This window comes from Pseudomonas wuhanensis (genome assembly GCF_030687395.1).
Lineage (GTDB): Bacteria > Pseudomonadota > Gammaproteobacteria > Pseudomonadales > Pseudomonadaceae > Aquipseudomonas > Aquipseudomonas wuhanensis.
Map to the genome: position 1 here is coordinate 140199 of NZ_CP117430.1, position 24512 is coordinate 164710.

The window sequence follows — 24512 nt, forward strand, 5'->3', positions numbered from 1 at the left end:
TCGTTCGTTGTACAGCGAGCTTGGAAGGGACTCAGGCGGCGGTGGGCCGTGCTGAGCTGGTCAAACTTAAAAGAGAACACAACTATGCTTTCCTCCCGTAAACCTTTTGCTTCGCTTTCCAAGCGTCACTTGCTGCTGATGGCCGTCGGCTTCAGTACCGTACTGACCGGTTGCGCCACGTCGCCGACCTCCAAGGTCGCCTCGAGCACCAAGGTCGAGTACTACCCAAACTGCTACGAGCCAGTGCAGCACTTGCGTGCCACTGATTCGAACATGACCAAGTCGGTCGTCACCGGCGCGGCCGTCGGCGCTGTCGGCGGTGCACTGCTGGGCGCCTTGGTCGACTCCGAGAACCGTGGCCGCAACGCCGCCATCGGTGCAGCGGGCGGTGCCCTGGCGGGCGGCGCGACCGGCTACTACACCGAGCGCCAGAAGCAGATCGCTGATGATAACCAGCGCATCGCTTCCTACGCCTCCGACGTCAACAAAAGTGCCGCCGACATCGACCGCAGCACCGCGTACGCCAAGACGTCGCAGCAGTGCTACCAGAACGCGTTCACCAAACTGGTCGCCGACCGCAAGGCCAAGACCGTCAATGACACCGAAGGCCGCAAGCGCCTGGCAGAAATCGTCGCGGGCCTCAAAGAGTCCAACGACCTGATCGTCGCGGTTAACGGTAAAGCCAGCGAAGACCTGAACAACTACACTCAGGCCTACGAAAAAGACCTGCAGCAAGTAGGTGTGCAGCGCACCGACGTGGTCACCGTTGCAACCGCCGACACCACGCCCGTCGTGGCGCCGACCAAGAGCAAAAAAGCGGTGAAACCGGCGAAAAAACCGGTGCTGCCAACCGTGCCGAAAGAAGCGGTCACCACTGAAAAAACCCTGCAGACCGCACAAGCCAAACAGGCGGAAAGCAAGCAAGTGGCTAGCGCAGGCACCACTCAGGTCAACAGCATGTGCAAGAACCCGGACCTGGGCGACTGGGCACCGGTGCCTTGCCCGAATGTTTGATTGAGTTTTTTGTAGGGCTTTGATCATTCCCACGCGCTGCGTGGGAGTGATCTGTACTGGCTACGCCTTGGCGCTATGCGCCGCCATCGTATTTGCTCTCCTTGATTTGCGACACCGTCAGATTCTGGAAAATCCGATGATCGTGACTGAATTGCAAGTAGTGCAGCACAGGCACCAGGGTCAAGTGATAACGGGTCAGGCGTATTCCAGATTCACTCGCGACCACGTTTTCTATTAGGCCATGAATACCTTCGCCGTTAAGCCCGAATTGGAGAAACTTGGTTGTTCATCCATAGGAAGCTAACACCCTGTGGGCAAACTCTTTCTTGCTTGGCTGAATATCAGCGTGCTGCTCCAAATGCGCGCGCCATGCAGATTCAAGCATGGGGCCATCAAGATCGCCGTCGGTAGCGAGATAGGCGGCGGCATCGTCTTTCACTGCCTGAATGTAGAGTTTGGAGAAACCATCCTTGATGTCGTTCGTTGTCGTAATAAACGGTCCGACCGTTGTGATGAGCAACCCGTATCCAGTGAATGACGAGGGGGTATAAGTAGGCTCAGCCCGAACAGAGTCGCTACCTACGAGTATGATCATGGCCCCACATAAGCTCCCGAAGGCCAGAGTCCATTTTTTATTGCGCCGAGTAGTCATGATCTGGTTGAACTCCCTGTCTGTGGCCGCCCAAAGCGTGAGCGCGCTGCCATAAGCGACGTGCCGCATCGACTCAACATTGAGAGTGCTTGTGTTTAAGTGGCGGCAACGTTGGCACTTTTGTTGATTCGGGCAAGGGCTACACAATCGAATCAATATCTAAATGGAACGGCGTACCCACCGCATGCCCTCCCGTGATTGCTGCAATAGCCGCTTCATTGTCTTCGGGGGGGGATGGCATCATCGCCAGTTGTTCCCGGGCGATATTTTCCAGATGAGCATTCCACCGAAGCAGACTGTCCTGCACCCACTCGGGTTGATCGGCGTAGCTGCCATAAACATCAGCCTCGGTGATCGTCCGCTTGTGCAGCGCGAGCAAGCGGATCTTGGTTTGGCTGATCTGTTCGACTTCTTTTTCTAGATCCCTTATCGCTTGGACATCTCGCTGGGGATTGGCATAAGCACGGGAGAGCTTTTCGATTTTCGCTTTGAGTGCACTTAGTTGTCCTGAGACGTTTGTCAGGGTGTCGCTGACCCATTGGAATTCAGTCAAAGTCACCAGCGAGCGTCTTTTTTCCAGCGTTTCCTGCCAGCGGCGCAGGCTGGCCCAGCATCCGGGAATGTAGCTATCGACCATCGAGTGATGGCCGTTATCTATCACCTGCCGCAGAAATGAGTCGCGCTTGGGCAAGCCATCAATCTGTCGCAGCGCTTCGGCGCAACCATGATCGTTGATCGTGCTGCAACCCGGTTCCCAAAGGATGGAGGAGCTGTGACCTTCGCCGAATACCACCGGCATGAAATGACGTAACTGGCCGTGATGCCCATACGGGTCACCCAGGAAATTAATGATCCCGCCTATAAAAAACGCCAAACCACCGACCGGGTGGAGAGCAAGTGCCGCCCCGTGGGTGGCATACATCGGAACGCGGTTGGACGGCGTGTTCATCCAGGTGGAAGGAACGCTCGGTACGGGGTCGTTGTGGAAGACGATGCGATGGTGGTTCAGCGGTTTTGCAGCTTCGATAAAGGTTGAGTCGGCGGCGCGGGGGGCGCCATAGGTGTAAAGCACGATGTTCGGTTGATACCGTTTATTACGTCGCAGCATCTCAGCCAGTATCAGCGCCACCGCACCACCCAGGCTGTGCCCGGTGATTACCAGCTTTTGCCCGCTGTAGAATTTTTCCATGTAGTCCACGACAAATCTGTAGGCCACTTTGGCAGCTCTATAGAAACCGTTGTGTACCTTTCCATCCCCTTGTTCGAAAGGCACCTGGTAGGCATCCGCATCAAGCCAGGCGTCGGCTAATATCTCACTTGTTCCCCTCACACTTACCAATATCAACTCGTCGTGATGGCAGATGAAGGCTTGGGTGTCGGTCTTGTTTACTTTGTTGCGATCATCGAGGAAGTTCACGTTCGCCGGGTGTTCCTGCGCATCGCCCAATTCCGGATCGTTGACCTCGGGGTACAACTGCGGGTCGAACGGCACCAGTTCCAGACGTTTGGAGTAAGGCACCTCTTCGTACATTGGGTAATACTTTGCAGTCTGGCCGGCATCGACTTGCCATATCTCATCAAATTGCGGCAGGGCATGACCGAACCAGTTGCCGCTGCTGGGCCGCAGTGGAAATGTCACGCTATCCGTTTCGACGGGCTGGGTATTCGGGTCTTGACCAAAGTCGGTGTAACTCAACGTCGACATCAGTGACAGTTGATAGAGGTTGAGTACGCAAAACTCGTTGCCTGTCGACAACATCGGCCGTAGCGCCCTCATCGGCCGCACTTCCAGTACATGATGTTTGTTTGGTAATAAGGCAATGCCTTTTGACTTGGGCGGCGGCGGGGCGAACCCTAGTTCGAACATGCCAATGTCCGCCGGAGTGATGACAGCGCCCATTCCCCCATCCGTGGCATCTTTATTCTGAGGCGTGAATGATCTGGTCTTTGCGGGCTGGCGGAACAGCGTGTGTAACATCGTGTTGGGTGGGGCGTTGCGCGAGGCCAAGGGCGGCAAATGCGCAACGTACTTGACCAGTTCGCTCACTTCGACCTGGTAATAGGCATCGGGATCAGCGAGGTCCTTCGCTGGATTTGCCAGAGTGCGTACGCCTGATTTGTCGAAAAAGCGGGTTTTTTCGGCGCGCACTTGTAGTTCGGTAATGGGGAGTGGGTAATGCTTCCTGCGAACTAATTCGCTGTAATCATCATTAAGTCCTCGATATTCGTCGTTCAGTTTGAGCAACACCGGGCCACAGAAGTGGTTTTCCACTTTGGCAGAGCCGGTGGCGTCGAGTTTTCCGGTGTAAACGGTGTCTTCGTAGTCGGTAACTTCGTAAGTCAAACCGGAGTAGGCCTTGCCATCACCGAACTCGTCGACTAGCTGAAAACTTGTCGAGTGGCCACGCAATGGGCAAGCGTGGATGTTGCCTTTCATAAATGGAATATCGCTCGCAGCCAAAGATTCGACGCTCATGGGTTTTCCTCCTTGTTTTCCGTGCAGCCTGGGTAAATGGTGCAGATCCGTTCGTCCACCATCCTGAAGGTGCTGAAATCCTTGTGATTGCCGTAACAAAACGCATGCTGGTCTTCGAAACCTTTGCCCATGCAGCGCTTCCAGCCGTCAGGCACCTTCACCCATGTGTCACCCATATAAGGCTCCTCCTCATGGGCCAAGGTGATCTTTAGCTTCACGATTTTCCCTGGTAGCTGATCAAGGGTATAAGCCGTGAAGGGACGACTTTTCGCGACGTTTCCCTGCGCATCGGTTTTTTTGCAGTAGAGGATTTTTATGAGGTAACGCTTGGGGCCGACTGTGCGGAAAAACCACTGACACTCGCCTGAAAACTCACCTATGCCAGCAGCGTTGAGCGTGCCTTTATTCCGATCCAATAACTCTGAGCGCACGGCAATTACGGCATAGTCAGAGCTTCTATCACTGAGTTCCGGGCCGAAGATGCCCGTGATTCTGATCTCCACTCGATTCAACGCCACCAGGCAGTCTTCAACTGTTCTGTACAGTTCAATGTCAGAAGTAGTTTCGTATTTCATATCGATTTTGTTGAAGCCCAACTGAGCATTTCTCCCTCCCGCGAGGGTGCACGTTTGCCCTTTGGCTGGCAGGTAGATCGCCTTCAACTCGTACTTGAAATCAGGCGGAAAATCGGGAACAAAGGTGAAGCTGTCCGACTTGCCGAGCGCGGAACAACCCAGTGTCAGGGAGAGGCAACTGCCGAGGGTCATGCTTTGAAAGATCCGCTTCATACAGGCGCATTTCCCTGCCAATAAAGCACCCGCTCAAAATGCGCCGCTGGGTCCTCTTCCGGCTTCGGTTGCCATGTCTTGGGCGGCAGGTAACTCGGCGCCTTCAAGCACTGAGTCAGCAAAAAATGCACCTGCTCCGGTTGCTGCCAGTCCCATAAACGGGCCAATTGAATCAAGCCCCACAACCAGTCATCCACATCGCGCTCTGTGGCAAGGGCAGCCAAGGCTTCGGTGTGCTCACGGATCAGGTAGCGGCGCGTGTTATCGAACTGCACGTTCGCGTAGACAATCTCCGGCGTCGGGGTTTTCAGCCACGCCGGTTCGAGCGGTAGCGGGTGTTCGCCGGGGTCAGGGTTGTCCGTGACTGTCCATTGCTCCGCGTGCCAGTAACAGACGCTGGCGATCGGCCCCAGATAATCGGCGTGCTGCTCAGGTTGCAGATGGCTCAGGGCGCGTCCCAGTACGCGATTATCGTGGAAGCGATACAGCGCCAGATTCGGGCGCTCGCCTACTACCAACCGGTCGCGCCAATGTGTGACTAAGGTATCAAGGTCCGTGAGGGCGGCGCTGGCCATCCAGCCCCAATGACGCTCGGGCGTGGCGAGCAGCGACTGGATGACCGGATGGTTGACGGTTCCGAGTTGAATAAGAACAGGGCCTGCTTGCGCCATTGAATTAGCTGCCGTGCCCACATACAAATTGCGGTATTGATCGGCTCCCAGTTCCTTGGTTAACGCATTGCGCTCGTCGAGATGACCGTCCGAGTCGAGCATCAGATAGAGCTCCCGTCCGGACCGGGATTGATCGAACAGCCATTGTTCAAGCGTACTCATGCGACTTCTCCAATGCTGCATTGGCCAGCGAGACAAGCCTCACAAAGCGGGCAGTAATCCGCCGCCCACTGTCGGGCGCCGGCGACGATAGACAGTGGGCTGGCGATGACGGGATTCGAATTGCTGGGTACAGCCTGAAGCGCCTGTAGCGGCTGAATACCCGCCAGTGGCGCTCCGCCCTCGACAATGGGCACGCTGCTGAAAATCCCGCCGGCATTGATAACGATGTGGTGACCACCCGCCTTGAGCGTCAGGCTCATGCCCGCGTCGATCACCACGTTAGTGGCGGTGACATGCGCCTGTTGCCCGGCCTGAATCACCAGCGACCCCGCGGACGTCGTGCTGCTATTGCCGCTGATAGTGATCAGCTCATCAGCGCCGATCACCGTGCTACGCACGCCTTGGGTGGTGTGGAATTCCTCGCCCTTGATCAGGCTGGTGCTGTTGTTGTCCACTTGCTCGAAGCGGTCGTTGCTGATCAGGCTGTGGCTGTCGTTGAGGATCAGTTGCTCGATGTCGCGTTGGGCGCGCAGGTAGATTCTTTCCTGCCCGACGCGGTCTTCAATCGACAGTTCGTTGTAGCCGCCATTGCGCGGCGAGCTTTGGCTGCGCAGGACAGTTCTGGTCTTGTTCTCGGGCAATTGATGAGCGACGGAAGTGACCTTGTTGGCCACGCAACCGGTGATCAACGGTTGATCCGGATCGCCCTCCTGAAATGTCACCACCACTTCCATGCCGACGCGCGGGATGGTCACTGCCCCAAAACCTTCGCCCGCCAAACTGGATGCAACCCTTAACCAGCAACTGCTTTTCTCGCTGTTGAGCTCTGCCCGATCCCAAGGAAACTCGACGCGAACCCTGCCGTACTCATCGCAATAAATTTCTTCTCCGGGGGGGCCTGTGACGCGCGCGATCTGGCAGACCAGCACAGGTTTTCGGGGAGGCATCGTTGGCCGATAACACACGTCCCAGGGAATCGCGCTGAAGCGGTTGCGGTAGCCCTGGGTAAAACCGTCCTCAGGTTCGGCAGTGCTGGTGATCGACTCTTCAAGCACCTGGGGTTGTTTTCCAGCGTGAGTGACACTGAGCAGCAGCCATAGATCGTTGTACGTTTCGCGTGGGTGTTGCGTCAGGCTGAAGAAATGACCGCTGCGCAGGGTCGACTGGTCGCTTTCGCCTTCGGCCAATTGGTAATCGGTACGGTGCCGTTCCAGCGCCAGCCGAGCGAGCTGTTTACCGCGTTTTTCGCTCTCGAATAACAGCGGGTAGCGATAGTCTTCAAGCTCAGGAGTGAACTCGGCGGTGAAGCAACTTTCCAGCAACAGACTCGGGCGTTTAAGGTCGTAGTGTCGGCGGGTGGTCGTGCTGGGGCGGGTGCTGAAACGCAGGGAAAACTGGCTGACGACCGAATGCTCCGCCACCATGCCGGAGTCTTGCTGATAAGGGGTTTCGCCCAACTTGGGGAAGCAGGTCTGGTCGTCGGTGAACACCAGCAGGTGGCTTTCCCGGGAGTGCTGGTGGTGCCAGGCGATGCCATCCTCGGCGCACAGCCGCTGGACGAACTCGAAATCATTTTCCCCGTATTGAGTGCAGTACTCGCGCTCGTGATTCGTTGCGATGTTGAAGGTGAAAGCATCGGCCTGAATGCCATGCCCCTTGAAGACCTGAGCGATGATTTGCGGCACCGTCAGGTGCTGAAAAATCCGTTGGTTGTGGCTGAACTGCAAGTAGTGCAGCGCGGGCACCAGAGTCAGGTAGTAACGGGTCAGGCGTCTACCAGCTTCACCTATGAGCACATCTTCGATACGGCCATGAATGCCTTCACCATTGAGGCCGAACTGGAGAAACGCTGGCTGGCTGAGCAAGCTTTCCAGATCGAAATCAGCGTATTCGCTAACCAGCTCAATCCGGATCGAATACAAGGTGCTCATGGCTTCAGTGCCTTCAAAGGCCAGCACTTTGAAATCGTTGCGAAGCGTTGGGATCAAAAACGTGAAATGAGCAGCATTGGCCGGGGCGAACATACGCTTATCCTTTTGCTTTTCCGTGGCTCGTCCTTAAGCCGAAAGAGGAGACAAATCGCGCTGCCAAAGCCATGCCCGGCGTGAGCAAACGCAAACTGTCCAGCACGCTAACAAGAGGGCAAAAGAATGAATGTCGGACGCGTCCAGAAAGTACGTCAGAGTTTTCCGCACTTCAGAATGTTGCGTCAGCAATGCGTGAATGGCTTTCGATATTTTTGTAAAAAGTTTGAGACGAACTGAGTACGTATTTGTAGAAAAATGGGTGAAATAAAGAAGTGCCATCATTCTGATGGCGCTTCTTGTTGCTTATTGTCAATTATCGCTACGTCCATGGATGACTGTAACTTTTCGGAAAGCTCCTACATTTTTCATGTTTTATTTTTGTCATGCTGGGTTCCGTTTCAGGGCGTGCATGTCCTGTGATCATTGGCGGGGTTGATAAACCGCTCTGGCTCAATGGTTGTGGGGGTGATGTGGCGAAGGTGAAGAGGTAAAAACCGGCATCAGGGGATCCCTTGTCCCCTATAGGGAGATCTCCTACAGCAACAACGGAGACGCAGTTTTATTGTTTTATCGGATGCTTGCTAATGGCCATCATTGTGATTAGGATGCGCGCCTTGAAAGAGCGCGAACTCAATTGGATGAGACTCATCGCAGCTCTTTGATACTGTCCCGCGCCATTTCAACTCCAATGGCCGCATGACTGTAATCCTAATTAAAGGTCACGGATGTCCTACTCAAGCAAACTTTCCGCCCATTACCTTGAACTCGCAAAAGCCTCTGTTTCAAAAGAGAATTTCGCGGGCGAGGATGTTCGCTTTTCGAGCGAATATGAGGCGTTGGAAAGCGAGCTGGGTAAAGCCTCGTCCATGCACGAAAGCGGTCAGATCGACTGGCTGAAAATCCGCGAAAACAGTGAAAATCTGCTGCGCACCCAATCCAAGGATTTGCGTGTTGGCGCGTGGCTGACCTGGGCGCTGTACCAGCGTGAATCCTTCCAGGGGCTGCTGGCCGGCCTCGGTTTGTTGCACCACCTTTGTGAAAATCACTGGGCCGAAATCCACCCGAACAAGGCCCGCACTCGCTCCGCTGCCATCAGTTGGCTGGTGCCGCGTCTTGAGCAGGTGCTGAACGAAAACGTCGCGATCAAAGAGCAGCTACCGCTGTTCCGCCGTCTGGTCGAGCATCTGGAAGGTCTCGACGCCGCGTGCACCGAGCACCTGGACGATGACGCGCCGTTGCTGCTGCCGATCTCCCGTCGCTTGAAAAACATGGTCCAGCGCGCCGCCGACAATCAGCCGGAGCCCGGTGTGGTGGGCGCCGCGGTGGCCCAGGTCAAGCAGGCCGCGACCCAGCTGTTCACTCCCGGCGCGCCGATCGATAACGAGAAAGAAGCCCACAAGGCCCTGCGCGCCCAGCAGGAGAACGCCCGTCCGTTGTGTGCCTGGTGGCTCAAACAGAAAGCCACCGACTTGCGCGCCCTGCGCCTCAATCGCACGTTGTTGTGGTTGCCCATCGATGCGGTGCCTGAGCGTAACGCCGAGCAAATCACCGTTCTGCGTGGCGTGCCGGCGGACAAACTCAAGGCCTATCAGGACCGCTACGATCAAGGGAAATACGCAGATCTGCTGGTAGAGCTGGAGGCGAGCCTGGCGAAAGCGCCGTTCTGGTTCGATGGCCAGCGAATGGTCTGGGAATGCCTTCAGGGGCTGAACGCCGAGATGGCGATGCGCGAAGTGGAAATCCACTTCGCGCTTTTGGTTCAGCGCCTGCCCGGCATCATCGAATTGCGTTTCCATGACGGCGCGCCGTTCGCCGATCCGGCCACCCGCGCCTGGATCAGCGCCAACGTCATGCCGCACCTGCAAAGCGCCAGTGCGCCGCGCAAGGTCGAAGTCGCCGATACCCAGCCGGCCTGGGAACTGGCCCTGGAAGAAGTCTTGCCGATTCTGCGCAAGGACGGCCTCAAGGCCGCCGTGCAGATTCTCAAGCAGGGCTTGCAAAGTGCCCACGGCGGGCGGGTCCGATTTTTCTGGCAGTTCGCCCTCGCGCGGCTGTGTTTCATGGCCAAGAAATACGAACTGGCCAAGACCCAACTCGAAACCCTCGACCAAACATTACAGGACTCAGGCCTGCACGCCTGGGAGCCCGATCTTGCGCTGGAAGTGCTGCATTTGCTGCATAGCTGCTGCGAGTTGTTACCGCAGAACCATGCAGTGCGTGAACGCAAGGAAGAGATTTATCGCAGGCTGTGCCACCTCGATCTTGAAGTGGTACTCGAATAGGCCCCCGGGCCACAACCGCAAGGAGAAAAGCCATGGCCAAAGAAGGCTCGGTAGCCCCCAAGGAACGCATCAACGTCACCTTCAAACCCGCCACCGGCGGTGCTCAGGAAGAGATTGAACTGCCGCTGAAACTACTGGCAATCGGTGACTACACCCACCGCAAGGACGAACGCAAAGTCGAAGATCGCAAGCCGATCAGCATCGACAAGATGACCTTCGACGAAGTGCTGGCCAAGCAAGAGCTGAGCCTGACCCTGAGCGTGCCGAACCGTCTGCAGGAAGATGGCGAAGCCGACGAGTTGGCCGTGCAACTGCGCGTCAACTCGATGAAAGACTTCAACCCGGCCTCGCTGGTCGAGCAAGTGCCTGAGCTGAAAAAACTGATGGAACTGCGCGACGCGCTGGTGGCCCTCAAAGGCCCGCTGGGTAACGCGCCTGCGTTCCGCAAAGCCATCGAAGGCGTGCTCGCCGACGACGAATCCCGCGGTCGCGTACTGGGTGAGCTGGGCCTGAACGCCGCCGCCCCGGACGCCTGAGCCCCTATCAGCCAAGGAAGCCAACACAATGAGCACTAGCGCAGCACAGCAAAAGAGCAACGAGAACGGCGAATACAGCATTCTCGACAGCATCATCGCCGAAACCCGCCTGACCCCGGACGACGAAGCCTACGACATCGCCAAACGCGGTGTGTCGGCGTTCATCGAAGAGCTGCTCAAGCCGCAGAACAACGGTGAGCCGGTCAAGAAGGCCATGGTCGACCGCATGATCGCCGAGATCGATGCCAAGCTCAGCCGTCAGATGGACGAAATCCTGCACCACCCGGACTTCCAGTCCCTGGAATCGTCGTGGCGTGGCCTGCAGTTGCTGGTCGACCGCACCAACTTCCGCGAAAACATCAAGATCGAAATCCTCAACGTCTCCAAGGACGACCTGCTGGACGATTTCGAAGATTCGCCAGAAGTGATGCAATCGGGCCTGTACAAGCACATCTACACCGCTGAATACGGTCAGTTCGGTGGTCAGCCTGTAGGCGCAATCATCGCCAACTACTTCATGTCCCCAAGCTCGCCGGACGTGAAACTGATGCAGTACGTGTCCAGCGTTGCCTGCATGTCGCACGCGCCGTTCATCGCGGCTGCCGGCCCGAAATTCTTCGGCCTGGAAAGCTTCACCGGTCTGCCGGACCTGAAAGATCTGAAAGATCACTTCGAAGGCCCGCAATTCGCCAAATGGCAGAGCTTCCGTCAGTCGGAAGACTCCCGTTACGTTGGCCTGACCGTGCCGCGTTTCCTGCTGCGTAACCCGTACGACCCGGAAGAAAACCCGGTCAAATCGTTCGTGTACAAAGAAACCGTCGCCAACAGCCACGAGCACTACCTGTGGGGCAACACCGCCTACGCGTTCGGCACCAAGCTGACCGACAGCTTCGCCAAATTCCGCTGGTGCCCGAACATCATCGGCCCGCAGAGCGGTGGCGCGGTTGAAGACCTGCCGTTGCACCACTTCGAAAGCATGGGCGAAATCGAAACCAAGATTCCTACCGAGGTATTGGTTAGCGACCGTCGTGAATACGAACTGGCCGAGGAAGGTTTCATCTCCCTGACCATGCGTAAAGGCTCCGACAACGCGGCGTTCTTCTCCGCAAGCTCGGTGCAGAAGCCGAAGTTCTTCGGCATCAGCGCTGAAGGCAAGGCAGCGGAGCTGAACTACAAGCTCGGCACCCAACTGCCGTACATGATGATCGTCAACCGCCTGGCTCACTACTTGAAAGTGCTGCAGCGCGAGCAACTCGGTTCGTGGAAAGAACGCACCGACCTCGAGCTGGAACTCAACAAGTGGATCCGCCAGTACGTGGCCGACCAGGAAAACCCGAGCGCCGAAGTTCGTGGCCGTCGTCCGCTGCGCGCTGCCCAAATCATCGTCAGCGATGTTGAAGGCGAGCCGGGCTGGTACCGCGTCAGCCTGAACGTGCGCCCGCACTTCAAGTACATGGGTGCCGATTTCACCCTGTCGCTGGTTGGCAAGCTGGACAAAGAGTAAGCGGAGCGACTCATGACTGGATACGGCAGCCTTTTCGAACGCCTGGGTGGCGACGCGGACAAACGCGTCGGCTGGAGCCGCGAGGTTTCCGCCATGGCGTCGGTGGCTGCCCATCTGGCCAAGATGCTCAGCACCCGTGCGGGCAGCGTGCAAACGCTGTCCGATTACGGGCTACCCGATCTCAATGACATGCGCCTGAGCCTGCACGACTCCCTGAGTCAGGCCCGTCTGGCCATCGAAAATTTCATCGAAGCCTACGAGCCACGCCTGAGCAATGTGCGTGTCATTTCCCTGCCGCGTGACAACGATCAGCTTCGCCTGTCCTTCAGCATTGAAGGCTTGCTGGAAGTTGATGGTTTCAAGCGTCAGGTCAGTTTCGCCGCGCGCCTGGATGGCAGCGGTCAAGTAAAGGTCAATTAAGGAGACTCCGATGTCCGGCAAACCCGCAGCACGCGTATCCGACCCCACCGCTTGCCCGCTCCCCGGCCACGGCACCAACCCGATCGCCGCCGGTTCCGGCGATGTGTTCTTCGACGGCCTCGCGGCCGCCCGCCAAGGCGATGCCTCGGCGTGTGGTGGTGCGATGTCGGGCGGGTTGGCGACGACGGTTTTGATTAACGGAAAACCGGCCGCCACGGTGGATTCCGTCGGGACTCATGGCAACAAGGTTACGGCTGGGTCCGGGACGGTGATTATCGGGAATTCGCATTCGCCGGCGCCGTTTGTGGCGCCGTTGCCTGTGATTATTCCTGGGTTTGATGAGCAGTTTGTCTTGACTGATAAGAGCGGAACTCCTATGGCAAACCGTCGATATCTGTTGATCCGAGAAAATGGCCTACAAGAAGAAGGTGTTACCAGTGATACAGGTCTGACTCATCGAGTGGCGCGGCACAATAGTGCGGAAAAAGTCGATATCTACGTTGCATCAGAGGATTGATGCAATGACGACTGACGTATTGGAAACACCAACAGGCATATTTAAAAAGATTGCCTCGACCAGCAGCACTGCTACTGCGGACAGGGCACCGAAAAATATCGTGGTGGAAGAAGGTCTGACTGTTTATCTCGGCGGCGCTGGCATGACCGGCGGATATATTGATGATCAGGTTAAGTCTCTACGTATGGTCGGTATTAGTGGTGCAGTAGTAGGGCGAAATACTGAAGGCCAATACGTCGATGCGGTCGCTGGGGTCAACAAGCACCGTTATAGGCTTAAGACAATTAATGGTATGTCTGACACCGGGCCATACAGTGTTGAAGCAGACTGGAGTTTGAATGCGCTAGGAGTGAGTCGTTCCGTTTCAGTCGGAGGGCAGTTTAATCTTATTGGTTATTCTTTCGGGTCGCTGGTGGCCGCACAGTCAGCTCTTTACTACGCTGATAAGGGGCAGGCAGTTGATTATTTAGTTTTGATTGGTTCTCCCATTTCTGAAGAAATGTTGAGAGAGGTTAAACAGCAATCGCTTATTAAGCATGTTGTTGTTCTCGATCTGAAGGAGCATGGCGACCCGATCCATGCGGGCATGTCATTATTCGACCTGGCTGAACACGCCCCCTTGCTCGGTTCGCAGATGACAGAGTCCAGTGAGCGTAAGGAAGGTGTGGGGCATTTCTACTACGGTATTGATGGACCATCTGGTGAACAGCGTCGGCTTGACTTGGCCCAATTCCTTTATGCCGAGGGCTTGCGTTGATGAGTAGCGCAAAAAAAGTCAGAGCAATGATCATCATCGCAATTGCTTTGGTCGCACCGTTTGCAATGTTCGAAATTTATGCGGTTGTCCGGTTTGGATTTGCTGAGCCTTATAGCTATTTGCTTTCCGTTCCGTTGGGGATTATCTCGTTCTTGCTGTTGCAGTTCGCTATTGGTTATGGGGTGGTTAAAGGGTGGGTAACCTGCAGAATGCCTGGTAACTACTATTTGATTGTACTTTGGGTCATCAGCTTGTTGGTGCTATTTGTACTTCCAAAGTTTTTTTCGAATGGGCCGATGTCGTGATTAGTTGTGAAGTAAGGCCAGCTCCGAAAATTGTGTTTGGGCTGCTATGTTCGAAAAGTGGGGCGGGTCCGAAAATTTCTAAAATGGTGAGTTGTTTTTATTTTTCTATGTCTGCGTTTTTTCTGCTGATGTCACTCACTGACCCCAAGACTAAATGGTCAGTGAGTGGTATTGATGTTTACAGCAGTTTATTTGTTTTTTGTGCTGCGCTTTATATTCCGATGATGGCATTTGTTTTTTATTATTTTGCAAAGGCAGTGGCAGTTATTTTTAGAGGGCAACGCTTACAAGATGGATTTCATCCCTTGGTCGCCGCCGCTGTAGGTGTTGTTGCTCTTTATAGTTTTAATAAGTGGGTGTTCAGTGAGTTGTTTTAGGCTTGGCTCGAAGCAACCCACTTGGAAAACTGAACGACATGCACGGGATAGGTGAAATGGAAGGCTACTTGGCGGTTGTTGCCGACAGCAATTTGTTTGGCGTTCTGGCATTGCTGTGTCTTGTGCTGATTCTGACCGGGCTTCGTCGTGGATTCCGAGAGTCGCTGCTCCATCGTGCACTGACGTTCGTAGTGTTAATGACCGTCGTCGTGATGGAGCTCACCGGTTCCTACTATGCGAATTTGAGTCCAGCATGAACATCTACGTCCGCTTTGCCATGTGCCTCGCTTTCCACGCTGCTGGATGCGTTGCTTACGCGTTCCTGAACGATGCAGTCGTCGTTGCCTATAAAGCGTTCAACGGCGGGTTCACAACGCGTGGCGTGGGAATCGGCATTGCTCATTACATGTTCATTTATATTTTTTTCGGGGTGAACGCACTGGTCGCAGTTTTCCCGAACCTATGGGCCAAACTCGGTTTGCTCGCGCTGATGGTTGCCTGGATTTTGTTCATGATGGTGCCCGACAACCCGTTGCGTGCGCTCTTCTACACCGTGGCCCAAGGTGGCGTCACGTTGTTGGCGATTCTAGTCACGCAGGTCATTGAGCTGCGTTGGGAAAAACGCGCGCTGATGCGGCAGGCGTTGCCTGCGAGTCCTGCGCAGGAGGTGGTCGCATGACCAGCTCGGGTCGCCTCAAAATGATTTGGCTACAGCGCTTCCTCATGGCGATGGGTGCGCTCGCCTGCGTGGCGCTCGGGGTGATTGTTTGCTACATGGATTTCTCTAAAGCACAGCCTCATGTGCTGAGCGAGTACCCGAATGCGAAGTGGCGCGGTGGTGCCGATGGTGGCCAGTTCGTAGAAATCAGCAAATCAGAACCACCCTATTATTTCGTGGAGATCCGCAATGATGATGGGTCATTGTGGGATCAGGGTTGGCTGAAGTTCGGAGATGAAAATAGCCAGCCGTTGACTGCCGACAGTGTGATGTTCTTCGCCGGCGAAGGAGTTATTTACCTTCAGCAAAGCCAGATTCTGAGCGCTGATAAAGCCATGGCCGGAGTTGTATATGAATAGCCGTCGGGTCATCGGTCTGGCCGTGCATGCGCTGGCCTGCGTGGTTTATATCGTCATGAATGGCTATGCCGTGCCCGCCTACAAACAACTGGTCGGTGGGCTGACCTCGCGCGGTGTCGCCATCGGCATGGCGATGTACCTGATTTTCTACTTTTTCGTTTCCCTGAATTTGATTCTGGTCTTCATCCAGCGCCAGGCCATCCAGTTTGGCCTGGTGATTTTCATGATGCTGGCGATTTTGTTTTACCTGCTGCCGCAGTATCCCATCCGGGGTTTGGCGTACTGCGCACTCACGGGTGGCTTGACGGTTGGCGCCATCCTGCTGAGCAACGCCATCGACAATGCCTACAGCCGCTGGCGCAGGCTTGCGCAAGTGCAGCCGCTGGCGACTCACGACCGCCAGGCAACACCGCGTCTGCTGCAGATCACGGCGCTGATCGGTGTGTGCATATGTACCGTTTTGCTTGGGATGAAGATTTTCGGTGGTGTAACGGCAGAGGCCGTGACTCGACACTCGAACGATTCGGGCAAGTGCTATCTCGTCACATACGCGCCCGGCTATCACAAGCTTGAATTGATCGGACAAGTGTTCGGGTTGTTCAGTAGTGAGTACTTTTTTCGGGTGTACACCACGGAAGGCGCGCTGCTCGAATCGTCCGAATGGAATTTTCGGGTGACTGAAATTTTCGGTGTTCCCCCTGAGTTCAGCGGCTCGACAGTGCTCTATCCCGGCACGCATGGTTATGAATACTGGTGGGTGCCGGAATGCGCCTGATCGCCAGAAGAACTCGCATGCGCAAAACCCGAACATGGTGCGCGCAATGACGCCATGGATTCGCGTATGGAAATGGCTCAATCACCTGCTGAGCCTGATCGGTGCATTGTCCATCATCGTGGTCGCGACGTTCTGGATCGGCTCGAGCCGGGGCAACGCGAAGCCGGTATTGCCCGAGCATCCCGATGCGGTATGGCGCGGCGCGCAGGACGGTGGCTACTTCATCGAGATCAGCCAATCCACGCCGCCGGACTATTTCGTCCAGGTGCGCGCGGAGGGCGGCAGTCTGGTGACAGAAGGCTGGACTCGTTTCAGCATTCCCGACGGCAAGCCGCTCACGATGAATCGTGTAAGCGGGGCCGACAGCGAGTACCTCTTCATCGACTCGTACGTGCCGATCACTGCGAGCAAGGGAGGGCAGAGCCAGTGAAATTTCGCTCTTGCCAGACAACGGTGTTACCGGGTCGCCAAGCTGAGGATAGGGGCTTGCCAATGATCGACGCAGCGGACGAGATGCCCACGCTTAGCCGCGCGCAGCTTGGTTTCTTCATGGCTGCCTTGTGGTGGCCATTGCTGGCGGTGCTGGCGATTTTTTCCTATGGCCTGTGGATTGGCGAGTACTCCACGTTCGATTCATCCGAGACCCATTGGGTGTACCTGTTGTGGTGGGGCATCCCCGGGTTGTTGATGTTTTCGCTGTGGACTTCTCGATCTGCCAAGAGCCGAAACGAGCAACAAGCGTTGCGGATGGTCTGGTTGGCGCCGTTGAAGTTCATTCCGTTCTACGCCGTGCCATGGATGCTTTATGGCTTGTTCAGTCTGGTCGCCGGGCAGCTCAGTGACTCTTACATGGCCTACGGCTGGATCCTGATCGTGCCGTATCTCCTGATCGTCGGTTATTTCTGTGCCGGCGTGACGGTCGTGCTCTACAGGATATTTTTTTGATGAGATCCACTACCAGGAAGGTACCTCGTGTCCTTTAACCACTACTACCAAAGCGAACTCACCGCACTTCGCCAGTTAGGTCGTCGTTTCGCCGAGCGTAGCCCGGCGTTGGCGCCTTTCCTCGGTCAGGCGGGGCGGGATCCGGACGTGGAGCGGTTGCTGGAGGGCTTTGCGTTCCTGACCGGGCGCCTGCGCCAGAAGCTCGACGACGAGTTGCCGGAGCTCAGCCACTCGCTGATGCAGTTGCTGTGGCCGAACTACATGCGGCCGCTGCCGGCGTTCAGCATTTTGCAGTTCGACCCGTTGAAGCGTTCCGGGCCTGCGTTGAGGGTCGAGCGTGATACGCCGGTGGAGAGTGTGCCGGTCGATGATGTGCGCTGCCGTTTCCGCACCTGCTACCCGACCGAGGTGTTGCCGCTGGATCTGGCCGCGCTGACTTATTCGGTGAAGGGCGACGGTTCGCTGTTGAGCCTGCGCCTGGAGATGAGCGCTGATGGCCATCTCGGCGAGCTGGAGTTGAGTCGTTTGCGCCTGCATTTTGCCGGTGAGCGCTACATCAGCCAGATGCTTTACCTGAGTCTGTTGCGCAACCTCGAAGGCATTGAGCTGATCCCGCTGGACGGTGCCGGCAAGGCCATCAACGGTGTAAACGGCCAGCCAATGGCGTTCAGGATGCCCGGCGACCGCGTGCAGCCGGTGGGCTTTGCCGAAGAAGAAGCGTTGATTCCGTATCCGCTGAACACCTTCCGCGGCTATCGCTACCTGCAGGAATATTTCGCCTTCCAGGACAAATTCCTCTTCGTCGACATCAACGGCCTGGACCTACTCAAGGCGTTGCCGGAAGACACCCTCAAGCAGATGCGTGGCCTGGAGTTGCGCTTCGATATTCGCAAGAGCGGCATCATGCGTATGCGTCCGACCCTGGACAACGTGAAGCTCTACTGCACGCCGATCGTCAATCTGTTCGAGCACGATGCGCTGCCGATCCGCCTAGACGGCAAACAGGACGAATACTTGCTGCTACCGGCCGAATACGACCTGGAAAACTGCGGTGTGTTCTCGGTGGAAACCGTCACCGGCTGGAAGCCCGGCGGTCTCGGTTATCAGGCATACGTGCCGTTCGAATCCTTCGAACACGACCCGAGTTTCGACGTGCCCACCAGCCGTCCGCATTACAGCATCCGCCAGCGTTCGTCCTTGCTGCACGACGGCCTCGACACTTATTTGAGCTTCGGCATCCGTCACACCGAAGCCCACGAAACCCTGTCGATCGAGCTGATGTGCACCAACCAGAACCTGCCGCGCAAGCTCAAGCTCGGCGACATCTGCATGGCCTGCGAAGAGACGCCGGAGTTTTTGAGCTTCCGCAACATCACCCCGGCCACGTCGAGTTTCGCGCCGCCGCTGAACCGCGACTTCCTCTGGAAGCTGATCAGCAACATGTCGCTCAACTACCTGTCGCTGGCCGACGTCAATGCGTTGAAGGTGATTCTCGAAACCTACGACCTGCCGCGCTACTACGACCAACACGCGGAAAAAGTCAGCAAACGCCTGCTGGGTGGGCTCAAGTCGATCAAGCACCAGCATGTCGACAGATTGCACCGAGGGTTGCCGGTTCGCGGGTTGCGCACCGAGCTGACCATCGACCCGGAAGGGTATATCGGCGAGGGCGACCTGTTCGTGTTCGCTTCGGTTCTTAACGAGTTTTTCGCGCTTTACGCCAGTCTCAATTCGTTCCACGAGCTGCGGGTAAAAAGCACACAGGGAGAGGTGTACCAATGGACACCACGTATGGGCCTGCAGCCCCTGCTTTAAGCGGGCTGACCCGGGTAATACGCGAGTACTCGCTGTTTCAGGCTGTGCTGCTGGTGATCGACCGGCTGCGCGATGCACACCCGCACCTGAGCGAAGACGACCTCTACGACCAGCTGGAATTCCAGGCCAACCCGAGCCTGGGTTTCCCTGGCAGCGACGTCGATCGCGTGGAGTTTTTCAAAGAGCACGGGCAGATGCGTGCGCGCCTGCGTTTCAACCTGATCGGCCTGGTCGGTTCCGGTTCGCCGCTGCCGGCGTTCTATGGCGAACAGGCATTGGGCGACAGCGAGGACGGCAACCCGACCCGCAACTTCCTCGACCTGTTCCACCATCGCTTGCAACGGCTGATGCTGCCGATCTGGCGCAAGTACCGCTACCGCGCCAGCTTTCAGAGCGGTGCCCTCGATCCGTTTTCCTCGCAGTTGTTTGCGTTGATCGGCCTGGGTGGCGAAGAGATCCGCAAGGCTCAGGAACTGAACTGGAAACGCCTGCTGCCGTACCTCGGCCTGCTCAGCTTGCGGGCGCACTCGGCGGCATTGATCGAAGCGGTGTTGCGTTACTACTTCAAGCACGCCGAGCTGACCATCGAGCAATGTATCGAGCGCCGTGTCGAGATCCTCGACGAGCAGCGCAATCGCCTGGGTCGCGCCAACAGCATGCTCGGCGAAGACCTGGTGCTGGGCGAACACGTGCGCGACCGCAGCGGCAAATTCCGCATTCACATCCGCGAGCTCGACTGGCAACGCTTCCACGAATTCCTGCCGATCGGTTTCGGCTACCAGCCGCTGTGCGCGCTGGTGCGGTTCACCCTGCGTGACCCGCTCGATTACGACATTCGCCTGGTGCTGCGCCAGGAAGAAATCCGCGAACTTCGCATCGGTGAGCAGAACGCCTGTCGCCTGGGGTGGACCAGTTGGCTCGGCCGCGAAAAAGCGGACGGCGTGGTGACCCTGGGCAGCAAAATTCATTAAGGACAGATGACACATGATCAACGTAGACCTGCAACAACTTATCCAGGCGCTGGACGCCGAAACCCGTCGTGACCTGGAAAGTTCTGCCGAACGCTGCGTCGCCCGTGGCGGCAGCAAGATCCTCGTCGAAGACTTGCTGCTGGGCCTGCTGGAGCGTCCGCAAGGCCTGCTCGCCCGGGCATTGCAGGATGCCGAGGTGGACGCTGGTGAGCTCAGCGCCGCGCTGCAATCGCGGGTCGAGCACAGCGCCTCGCGCAACCCGGTGTTCGCCCCGGAACTGGTGCAGTGGCTGCAAGATGCCTTGCTGGTGGCCAACCTCGAACTGGGCCAGAGCCAGGTCGAGCAGGCTGCGTTGATCCTCGCATTGCTGCGCAACCCAATGCGCTATGCCGGCAGCCGTTATCAGTCGTTGCTGGCCAAGCTGAACATCGAGCGCCTGAAAGAATTCGCCCTGTCGCAGAAAGAACAACCGGCCACCGGCAAACCGGCGGTGCCCGGCGAATCGCTGCTGGAGCGCTTCACTCACAACCTGACCCAACAGGCCCGCGACGGCAAACTCGACCCGGTGCTGTGCCGCGATGGCGCGATCCGGCAGATGGTCGACATCCTCGCCCGTCGCCGCAAGAACAACCCGATCGTGGTCGGTGAAGCCGGCGTCGGCAAAACCGCCATCGTCGAAGGTCTGGCCTCGCGCATCGCCGCCGGCGAAGTGCCGCAAGTCTTGAAAGGCGTCGAGCTACTTTCCCTGGACATGGGCCTGTTGCAGGCCGGTGCCAGCGTCAAAGGTGAATTCGAGCGTCGCCTCAAAGGCGTGATCGATGAAGTCAAAGCCTCGCCGAAACCGATCATCCTGTTCATCGACGAAGCCCACACCCTGATCGGCGCGGGTGGCAACGCCGGCGGTTCCGACGCGGCCAACCTGTTGAAACCGGCCTTGGCCCGTGGCGAGTTGCGCACCATCGCCGCCACCACGTGGGCGGAGTACAAAAAATACTTCGAGAAAGACCCGGCCCTGGCCCGTCGTTTCCAACCGGTGCAACTGCACGAACCGACCGTCAGCGAAGCAGTGACCATCCTGCGTGGCCTGGCTCAGGTTTACGAGAAGAGCCACGGCATCTACCTGCGCGATGACGCGGTGGTGGCCGCGGCCGAACTGTCTGCTCGCTATCTCGCTGGCCGTCAGCTGCCGGACAAAGCCGTCGACGTGCTCGACACCGCCTGCGCCCGCGTACGCATCAGCCTCGCCGCCGCCCCGGAAAGCCTGGAACGCCTGCGCGGCGAACTGGCCGAAGGTGGCCGTCAGCGTCAGGCCCTGCGTCGCGACGCCGAGGCCGGTCTGCTGATTGACCATGAAGCGCTGGACGTTCTGGAAGATCGCCTGGCCGATGCCGAAGAAGAAATGGTCGCTCTGGAAACCCTCTGGACTGAACAAAAGGAATTGGCCGAGTGCCTGCTGGACCTGCGCCAACAACTGGCCAAGGCCCGCGAGGACGCCGCTGTCGAACCGACCATCACGGTTGAAGAGGACGCCGAAGGCACCGTGATCGAAACGCTGCCAGTGGACGAAGCGCAAAGCGTCGAAACCCTGGAAGCCGCGCTCAACGAAACTCACAAAGCCCTGACAGAACTGCAAGTCAAAGAACGTCTGGTGAGCTTCGAAGTCTGCCCGCGTCTGGTCGCCGAAGTGATCAGCGCCTGGACCGGTGTGCCATTGGCGCAACTGGCCCGCGAACACAACGCCAAGGTCGCAAGCTTCGCCACCGACCTGCGCACGCGCATTCGTGGTCAGGAGCAAGCGGTTCATGCGCTGGACCGTTCGATGCGCGCCACCGCTGCTGGCTTGAACAAACCCGATGCGCCGGTCGGCGTGTTCCTGCTGGTCGGCCCAAGTGGTGTCGGCAAGACCGAAACCGCGCTGGCCCTCGCTGATTTGCTGTACGGCGGTGATCGTTTCATCACCACCATCAACATGTCCGAGTTCCAGGAGAAGCACACCGTCTCGCGCCTGATCGGTGCGCCACCGGGCTACGTCGGTTACGGCGAGGGCGGCATGCTCACCGAAGCCGTGCGCCAGAAGCCGTACTCGGTGGTGTTGCTCGATGAAGTCGAGAAAGCCGACCCGGACGTGCTCAACCTGTTTTACCAAATCTTCGACAAAGGCGTGGCCAACGACGGGGAAGGGCGCGAGATCGACTTCCGCAACACGCTGATCCTGATGACCTCGAACCTGGGCAGCGACCGCATCAGCGAACTCTGCGAAAACGGCGCGCGGCCGACTGCCGAAGTGCTTGAAGAAACCATTCGCCCGGTGCTCAGCAAGCACTTCAAACCGGCGCTGCTGGCGCGCATGCGCGTGGTGCCTTACTACCCGGTCGGTGGCCCGGTGCTGCGCGAGCTGATCGAAATCAAACTCGGTCGTTTGGGCGAGCGCCTGAACCGTCGTCAGCTGGATTTCACTTACTGCCAGAGCCTCGTCGATCACCTGGCCGAGCGCTGCACCCAAAGCGACAGCGGTGCGCGGTCTGATCGACCATTTGCTCGACCTGCATGTGCTGCCGTTGGTGGCTGACCGTTTGCTCGACGCAATGGCCACCGGTGAAAGCCTCAAGCGTGTGCATGCGACGCTCGACGGTGACGCCAGCGTGATGTGCGAGTTCGCCTGAGGTGGGTGTGATGTTCACTCAAGTGCAGCAACCGCTGGTCTATGCCGAAGCCTTGCTGGCGCAATTCGCCAGCCTGTCGCGCGCGGCGGACGGTGCTGCGCTGCTGGGTGACTTCGTGCGTGGGTTGGCCGAGCTCAGCGGTTGTGAGTTGACGCAGTTGTACCTGCTGGACGCGACTCACACTTGCCTGGGGATGAACGCCGAGTGCCTGAACGGCATTCTGCAACCCCGGGAAGGGGCGAGCCTGCCGGCGGATTACAACGGTGAACAACTGCTGCAATTCGCCCTGTGTCAAAACCGCGTGGTGTGCCTCAGCGAGCTGAGCGGCAGCCTGCACGAAACCAGTTTTCTGCCGCTCCAGGCCACGCCCTGGCAGTCGCTGTTGTGCGTGCCGCTGGTCAATCAGCAAAAGGCTGTCGAAGGTTTGCTGCTGTGTGCCAGTCGCCGGCAGATCGACCTGCAAGGCTTTGCCGATTCCCTCGGTCAACTGGGCTCGTTCGTGCTCGGCCAACTGCACTTGCTGCAGCGCTTGCGTCAACCGAGCGGCGATACACGGCCGGCGCCGGTCAACGTTCCGAGCGCCAGCGGTTATGGCTTGATCGGTAAAAGCGCGGCCATGCGCCAGACCTATTCGCTGATCAGCAAAGTCCTGCACAGCCCGTACACCGTGCTGCTGCGCGGCGAAACCGGCACTGGCAAGGAAGTGGTTGCGCGGGCGATCCACGATTGCGGCCCGCGGCGGTCCAAGGCGTTCATCGTGCAGAACTGCGCGGCGTTCCCCGAGAACCTGCTGGAAAGTGAACTGTTCGGCTACCGCAAAGGCGCCTTCACCGGCGCCGACCGCGACCGTGCCGGGCTGTTCGACGCGGCCAACGGCGGCACCTTGTTGCTCGACGAAATCGGCGATATGCCGTTGTCCCTGCAAGCCAAGTTGCTGCGGGTGTTGCAGGAAGGCGAGATCCGCCCGCTGGGTTCCAACGACACCCACAAGATCGACGTGCGCATCATCGCTGCGACGCACCGGGATTTGTCGGTGCTGGTCAGCGAAGGCAAATTCCGTGAGGACTTGTACTACCGCCTGGCGCAATTCCCGATCGAACTGCCGGCGTTGCGTCAGCGCGAAGGTGACATCCTCGATCTGGCACGGCACTTCGCTGACAAGGCCTGCTCGTTCTTGCAGCGCGATGCGGTGCGCTGGTCCGACGCGGCGCTGGATCACCTGTCCGGTTATGCCTTCCCCGGCAACGTTCGCGAACTCAAAGGTTTGGTCGAACGCGCGGTGCTGTTGTGCGAAGGCGGCGAGTTGCTGGCCGAGCATTTCTCCCTGCGCATGGAAGCCATACCGGAAGACAGCAGCCTGAACCTGCGCGAACGCCTGGAGCAGGTCGAGCGCAGTTTGCTGCTCGATTGCCTGCGTAAAAACGACGGCAACCAGACCCTCGCGGCCCGCGAACTGGGGCTGCCACGCCGCACGCTGCTGTACCGCCTCGGACGCCTGAATATCAATTTGGGTGACTTCGATGGTTAGGCAACAGACCGTCGATTTCACCGCGTCCGCTTATTTCAGCGCCGCCCAAACGGGCTGGCGCTTTGTGCTTTGTCTACCCCTGGAGACCCTCTGATGCCTGTTCGTCACTGGCAAGCCGTCCTGCTGACCCTCGTCGTTCTATGCGGCCTCGGCGGCTGTAGCGGCAATTACAAATACAACGACAACACCTATCGCCCATTGGGTGATCCGCAGGCGGTCAATCGCGGCAAGTGACCGCAAGGAGTATCAC

At 57.6% G+C, this 24512-nt stretch carries 24 protein-coding genes and 2 pseudogenes; 20 read left to right on the plus strand and 6 right to left on the minus strand.

Annotation, left to right across the window (positions count from 1 at the left end; genetic code table 11):
* Positions 1-84 precede the first annotated feature (84 nt).
* The gene (gene tagQ / locus PSH88_RS00605; RefSeq protein WP_305424477.1) at positions 85-1014 is read left to right on the plus strand and encodes a type VI secretion system-associated lipoprotein TagQ; all 930 of its coding nucleotides are present in this window, start codon (positions 85-87) and stop codon (positions 1012-1014) included.
* A gap of 103 nt (positions 1015-1117) precedes the next feature.
* Here tagQ and PSH88_RS00610 read toward each other — a convergent pair.
* From PSH88_RS00610 to PSH88_RS00635, 6 genes and pseudogenes are all read right to left on the minus strand, one after another.
* Positions 1118-1291: pseudogene (locus tag PSH88_RS00610) on the minus strand (contractile injection system protein, VgrG/Pvc8 family); the annotation flags it as partial.
* A gap of 9 nt (positions 1292-1300) precedes the next feature.
* Positions 1301-1534, minus strand: a complete 234-nt coding sequence (locus PSH88_RS00615) for a DUF2388 domain-containing protein (protein ID WP_305424479.1) — start codon at positions 1532-1534, stop codon at positions 1301-1303.
* 271 nt (positions 1535-1805) lie between these two features.
* A complete protein-coding gene (locus PSH88_RS00620) occupies positions 1806-4142 on the minus strand; it encodes a lipase family protein (protein WP_305424480.1) in 2337 nt (778 codons plus the stop codon).
* Entirely contained in the window at positions 4139-4930 is a 792-nt protein-coding gene (locus PSH88_RS00625) for a hypothetical protein (RefSeq protein ID WP_305424481.1), read from the minus strand. The genes PSH88_RS00620 and PSH88_RS00625 overlap by 4 nt, the downstream gene beginning before the upstream one ends.
* Positions 4927-5763, minus strand: a complete 837-nt coding sequence (locus PSH88_RS00630; protein ID WP_305424482.1) for a DUF4123 domain-containing protein — start codon at positions 5761-5763, stop codon at positions 4927-4929. The genes PSH88_RS00625 and PSH88_RS00630 overlap by 4 nt, the downstream gene beginning before the upstream one ends.
* On the minus strand, positions 5760-7787 hold the full coding sequence (locus tag PSH88_RS00635; RefSeq protein ID WP_305424483.1) for a type VI secretion system Vgr family protein: 2028 nt from the start codon (positions 7785-7787) through the stop codon (positions 5760-5762). Before PSH88_RS00635 ends, PSH88_RS00630 begins: the two co-directional genes overlap by 4 nt.
* 728 nt (positions 7788-8515) lie before the next feature.
* Between PSH88_RS00635 and tssA the strand changes: the two genes are divergently transcribed.
* From tssA to PSH88_RS00730, 19 genes and pseudogenes are all read left to right on the plus strand, one after another.
* Positions 8516-10072: a type VI secretion system protein TssA gene (gene tssA, locus PSH88_RS00640; RefSeq protein ID WP_305424485.1), complete on the plus strand. Its 1557-nt coding sequence runs from the start codon at positions 8516-8518 to the stop codon at positions 10070-10072.
* Between the two features lie 32 nt (positions 10073-10104).
* Positions 10105-10608, plus strand: a complete 504-nt coding sequence (gene tssB, locus PSH88_RS00645) for a type VI secretion system contractile sheath small subunit (protein ID WP_019580435.1) — start codon at positions 10105-10107, stop codon at positions 10606-10608.
* A gap of 28 nt (positions 10609-10636) precedes the next feature.
* On the plus strand, positions 10637-12112 hold the full coding sequence (gene tssC, locus PSH88_RS00650; RefSeq protein ID WP_008007668.1) for a type VI secretion system contractile sheath large subunit: 1476 nt from the start codon (positions 10637-10639) through the stop codon (positions 12110-12112).
* Between the two features lie 12 nt (positions 12113-12124).
* Positions 12125-12532, plus strand: coding sequence for a type VI secretion system baseplate subunit TssE (gene tssE / locus PSH88_RS00655; RefSeq protein ID WP_007894554.1), 408 nt, complete (start codon positions 12125-12127; stop codon positions 12530-12532).
* Positions 12533-12542: 10 nt separating this feature from the next.
* Complete coding sequence (locus PSH88_RS00660) at positions 12543-13049, plus strand: PAAR domain-containing protein (protein WP_305424486.1); 507 nt, start codon at positions 12543-12545, stop codon at positions 13047-13049.
* Between the two features lie 4 nt (positions 13050-13053).
* Complete coding sequence (locus PSH88_RS00665) at positions 13054-13806, plus strand: alpha/beta hydrolase family protein (protein ID WP_305424487.1); 753 nt, start codon at positions 13054-13056, stop codon at positions 13804-13806.
* The gene (locus tag PSH88_RS00670) at positions 13806-14111 is read left to right on the plus strand and encodes a hypothetical protein (protein ID WP_305424488.1); all 306 of its coding nucleotides are present in this window, start codon (positions 13806-13808) and stop codon (positions 14109-14111) included. Before PSH88_RS00665 ends, PSH88_RS00670 begins: the two co-directional genes overlap by 1 nt.
* A gap of 161 nt (positions 14112-14272) precedes the next feature.
* Positions 14273-14488 carry a hypothetical protein gene (locus tag PSH88_RS00675; RefSeq protein WP_305424489.1) on the plus strand — a complete coding sequence of 72 codons (216 nt, stop codon included), beginning with the start codon at positions 14273-14275 and terminating at the stop codon, positions 14486-14488.
* A 56-nt stretch (positions 14489-14544) separates the two neighbouring features.
* Entirely contained in the window at positions 14545-14745 is a 201-nt protein-coding gene (locus PSH88_RS00680; protein ID WP_305424490.1) for a hypothetical protein, read from the plus strand.
* Positions 14742-15167, plus strand: coding sequence for a hypothetical protein (locus PSH88_RS00685; RefSeq protein WP_305424491.1), 426 nt, complete (start codon positions 14742-14744; stop codon positions 15165-15167). The genes PSH88_RS00680 and PSH88_RS00685 overlap by 4 nt, the downstream gene beginning before the upstream one ends.
* Positions 15164-15565, plus strand: coding sequence for a hypothetical protein (locus PSH88_RS00690; RefSeq protein WP_305424492.1), 402 nt, complete (start codon positions 15164-15166; stop codon positions 15563-15565). Before PSH88_RS00685 ends, PSH88_RS00690 begins: the two co-directional genes overlap by 4 nt.
* A 22-nt stretch (positions 15566-15587) precedes the next feature.
* On the plus strand, positions 15588-16340 hold the full coding sequence (locus tag PSH88_RS00695; protein WP_305424493.1) for a hypothetical protein: 753 nt from the start codon (positions 15588-15590) through the stop codon (positions 16338-16340).
* Positions 16341-16386: 46 nt separating this feature from the next.
* Complete coding sequence (locus PSH88_RS00700) at positions 16387-16770, plus strand: hypothetical protein (protein ID WP_305424495.1); 384 nt, start codon at positions 16387-16389, stop codon at positions 16768-16770.
* 62 nt (positions 16771-16832) lie between these two features.
* Positions 16833-17285, plus strand: a complete 453-nt coding sequence (locus PSH88_RS00705; protein WP_305424496.1) for a hypothetical protein — start codon at positions 16833-16835, stop codon at positions 17283-17285.
* 27 nt (positions 17286-17312) lie between these two features.
* The gene (gene tssF, locus PSH88_RS00710; RefSeq protein ID WP_305483447.1) at positions 17313-19100 is read left to right on the plus strand and encodes a type VI secretion system baseplate subunit TssF; all 1788 of its coding nucleotides are present in this window, start codon (positions 17313-17315) and stop codon (positions 19098-19100) included.
* Positions 19064-20071 (plus strand): type VI secretion system baseplate subunit TssG, encoded by a 1008-nt coding sequence (tssG, locus tag PSH88_RS00715; RefSeq protein ID WP_007894581.1) that lies wholly within the window; start codon positions 19064-19066, stop codon positions 20069-20071. Before tssF ends, tssG begins: the two co-directional genes overlap by 37 nt.
* A 13-nt stretch (positions 20072-20084) precedes the next feature.
* Positions 20085-22734: pseudogene (gene tssH, locus PSH88_RS00720) on the plus strand (type VI secretion system ATPase TssH).
* Between the two features lie 10 nt (positions 22735-22744).
* A complete protein-coding gene (locus PSH88_RS00725; RefSeq protein ID WP_305483448.1) occupies positions 22745-24262 on the plus strand; it encodes a sigma-54 interaction domain-containing protein in 1518 nt (505 codons plus the stop codon).
* A 93-nt stretch (positions 24263-24355) separates the two neighbouring features.
* Positions 24356-24496 (plus strand): hypothetical protein, encoded by a 141-nt coding sequence (locus PSH88_RS00730; protein WP_007894589.1) that lies wholly within the window; start codon positions 24356-24358, stop codon positions 24494-24496.
* Positions 24497-24512: the final 16 nt, after the last annotated feature.

Excerpts from the sequence above, each read along its gene's own strand:
- tagQ (WP_305424477.1), top strand. The coding sequence starts at position 85 with ATGCTTTCCTCCCGTAAACCTTTTGCTTCGCTTTCCAAGCGTCACTTG.
- PSH88_RS00620 (WP_305424480.1), bottom strand. The coding sequence starts at position 4,142 with ATGAGCGTCGAATCTTTGGCTGCGAGCGATATTCCATTTATGAAAGGC.
- PSH88_RS00625 (WP_305424481.1), bottom strand. The coding sequence starts at position 4,930 with ATGAAGCGGATCTTTCAAAGCATGACCCTCGGCAGTTGCCTCTCCCTG.
- PSH88_RS00630 (WP_305424482.1), bottom strand. The coding sequence starts at position 5,763 with ATGAGTACGCTTGAACAATGGCTGTTCGATCAATCCCGGTCCGGACGG.
- PSH88_RS00635 (WP_305424483.1), bottom strand. The coding sequence starts at position 7,787 with ATGTTCGCCCCGGCCAATGCTGCTCATTTCACGTTTTTGATCCCAACG.
- tssA (WP_305424485.1), top strand. The coding sequence starts at position 8,516 with ATGTCCTACTCAAGCAAACTTTCCGCCCATTACCTTGAACTCGCAAAA.
- tssB (WP_019580435.1), top strand. The coding sequence starts at position 10,105 with ATGGCCAAAGAAGGCTCGGTAGCCCCCAAGGAACGCATCAACGTCACC.
- tssC (WP_008007668.1), top strand. The coding sequence starts at position 10,637 with ATGAGCACTAGCGCAGCACAGCAAAAGAGCAACGAGAACGGCGAATAC.
- tssE (WP_007894554.1), top strand. The coding sequence starts at position 12,125 with ATGACTGGATACGGCAGCCTTTTCGAACGCCTGGGTGGCGACGCGGAC.
- PSH88_RS00660 (WP_305424486.1), top strand. The coding sequence starts at position 12,543 with ATGTCCGGCAAACCCGCAGCACGCGTATCCGACCCCACCGCTTGCCCG.
- PSH88_RS00665 (WP_305424487.1), top strand. The coding sequence starts at position 13,054 with ATGACGACTGACGTATTGGAAACACCAACAGGCATATTTAAAAAGATT.
- PSH88_RS00670 (WP_305424488.1), top strand. The coding sequence starts at position 13,806 with ATGAGTAGCGCAAAAAAAGTCAGAGCAATGATCATCATCGCAATTGCT.
- PSH88_RS00680 (WP_305424490.1), top strand. The coding sequence starts at position 14,545 with ATGGAAGGCTACTTGGCGGTTGTTGCCGACAGCAATTTGTTTGGCGTT.
- PSH88_RS00685 (WP_305424491.1), top strand. The coding sequence starts at position 14,742 with ATGAACATCTACGTCCGCTTTGCCATGTGCCTCGCTTTCCACGCTGCT.
- PSH88_RS00690 (WP_305424492.1), top strand. The coding sequence starts at position 15,164 with ATGACCAGCTCGGGTCGCCTCAAAATGATTTGGCTACAGCGCTTCCTC.
- PSH88_RS00700 (WP_305424495.1), top strand. The coding sequence starts at position 16,387 with ATGACGCCATGGATTCGCGTATGGAAATGGCTCAATCACCTGCTGAGC.
- PSH88_RS00705 (WP_305424496.1), top strand. The coding sequence starts at position 16,833 with ATGATCGACGCAGCGGACGAGATGCCCACGCTTAGCCGCGCGCAGCTT.
- tssG (WP_007894581.1), top strand. The coding sequence starts at position 19,064 with ATGGACACCACGTATGGGCCTGCAGCCCCTGCTTTAAGCGGGCTGACC.
- PSH88_RS00725 (WP_305483448.1), top strand. The coding sequence starts at position 22,745 with ATGTTCACTCAAGTGCAGCAACCGCTGGTCTATGCCGAAGCCTTGCTG.
- PSH88_RS00730 (WP_007894589.1), top strand. The coding sequence starts at position 24,356 with ATGCCTGTTCGTCACTGGCAAGCCGTCCTGCTGACCCTCGTCGTTCTA.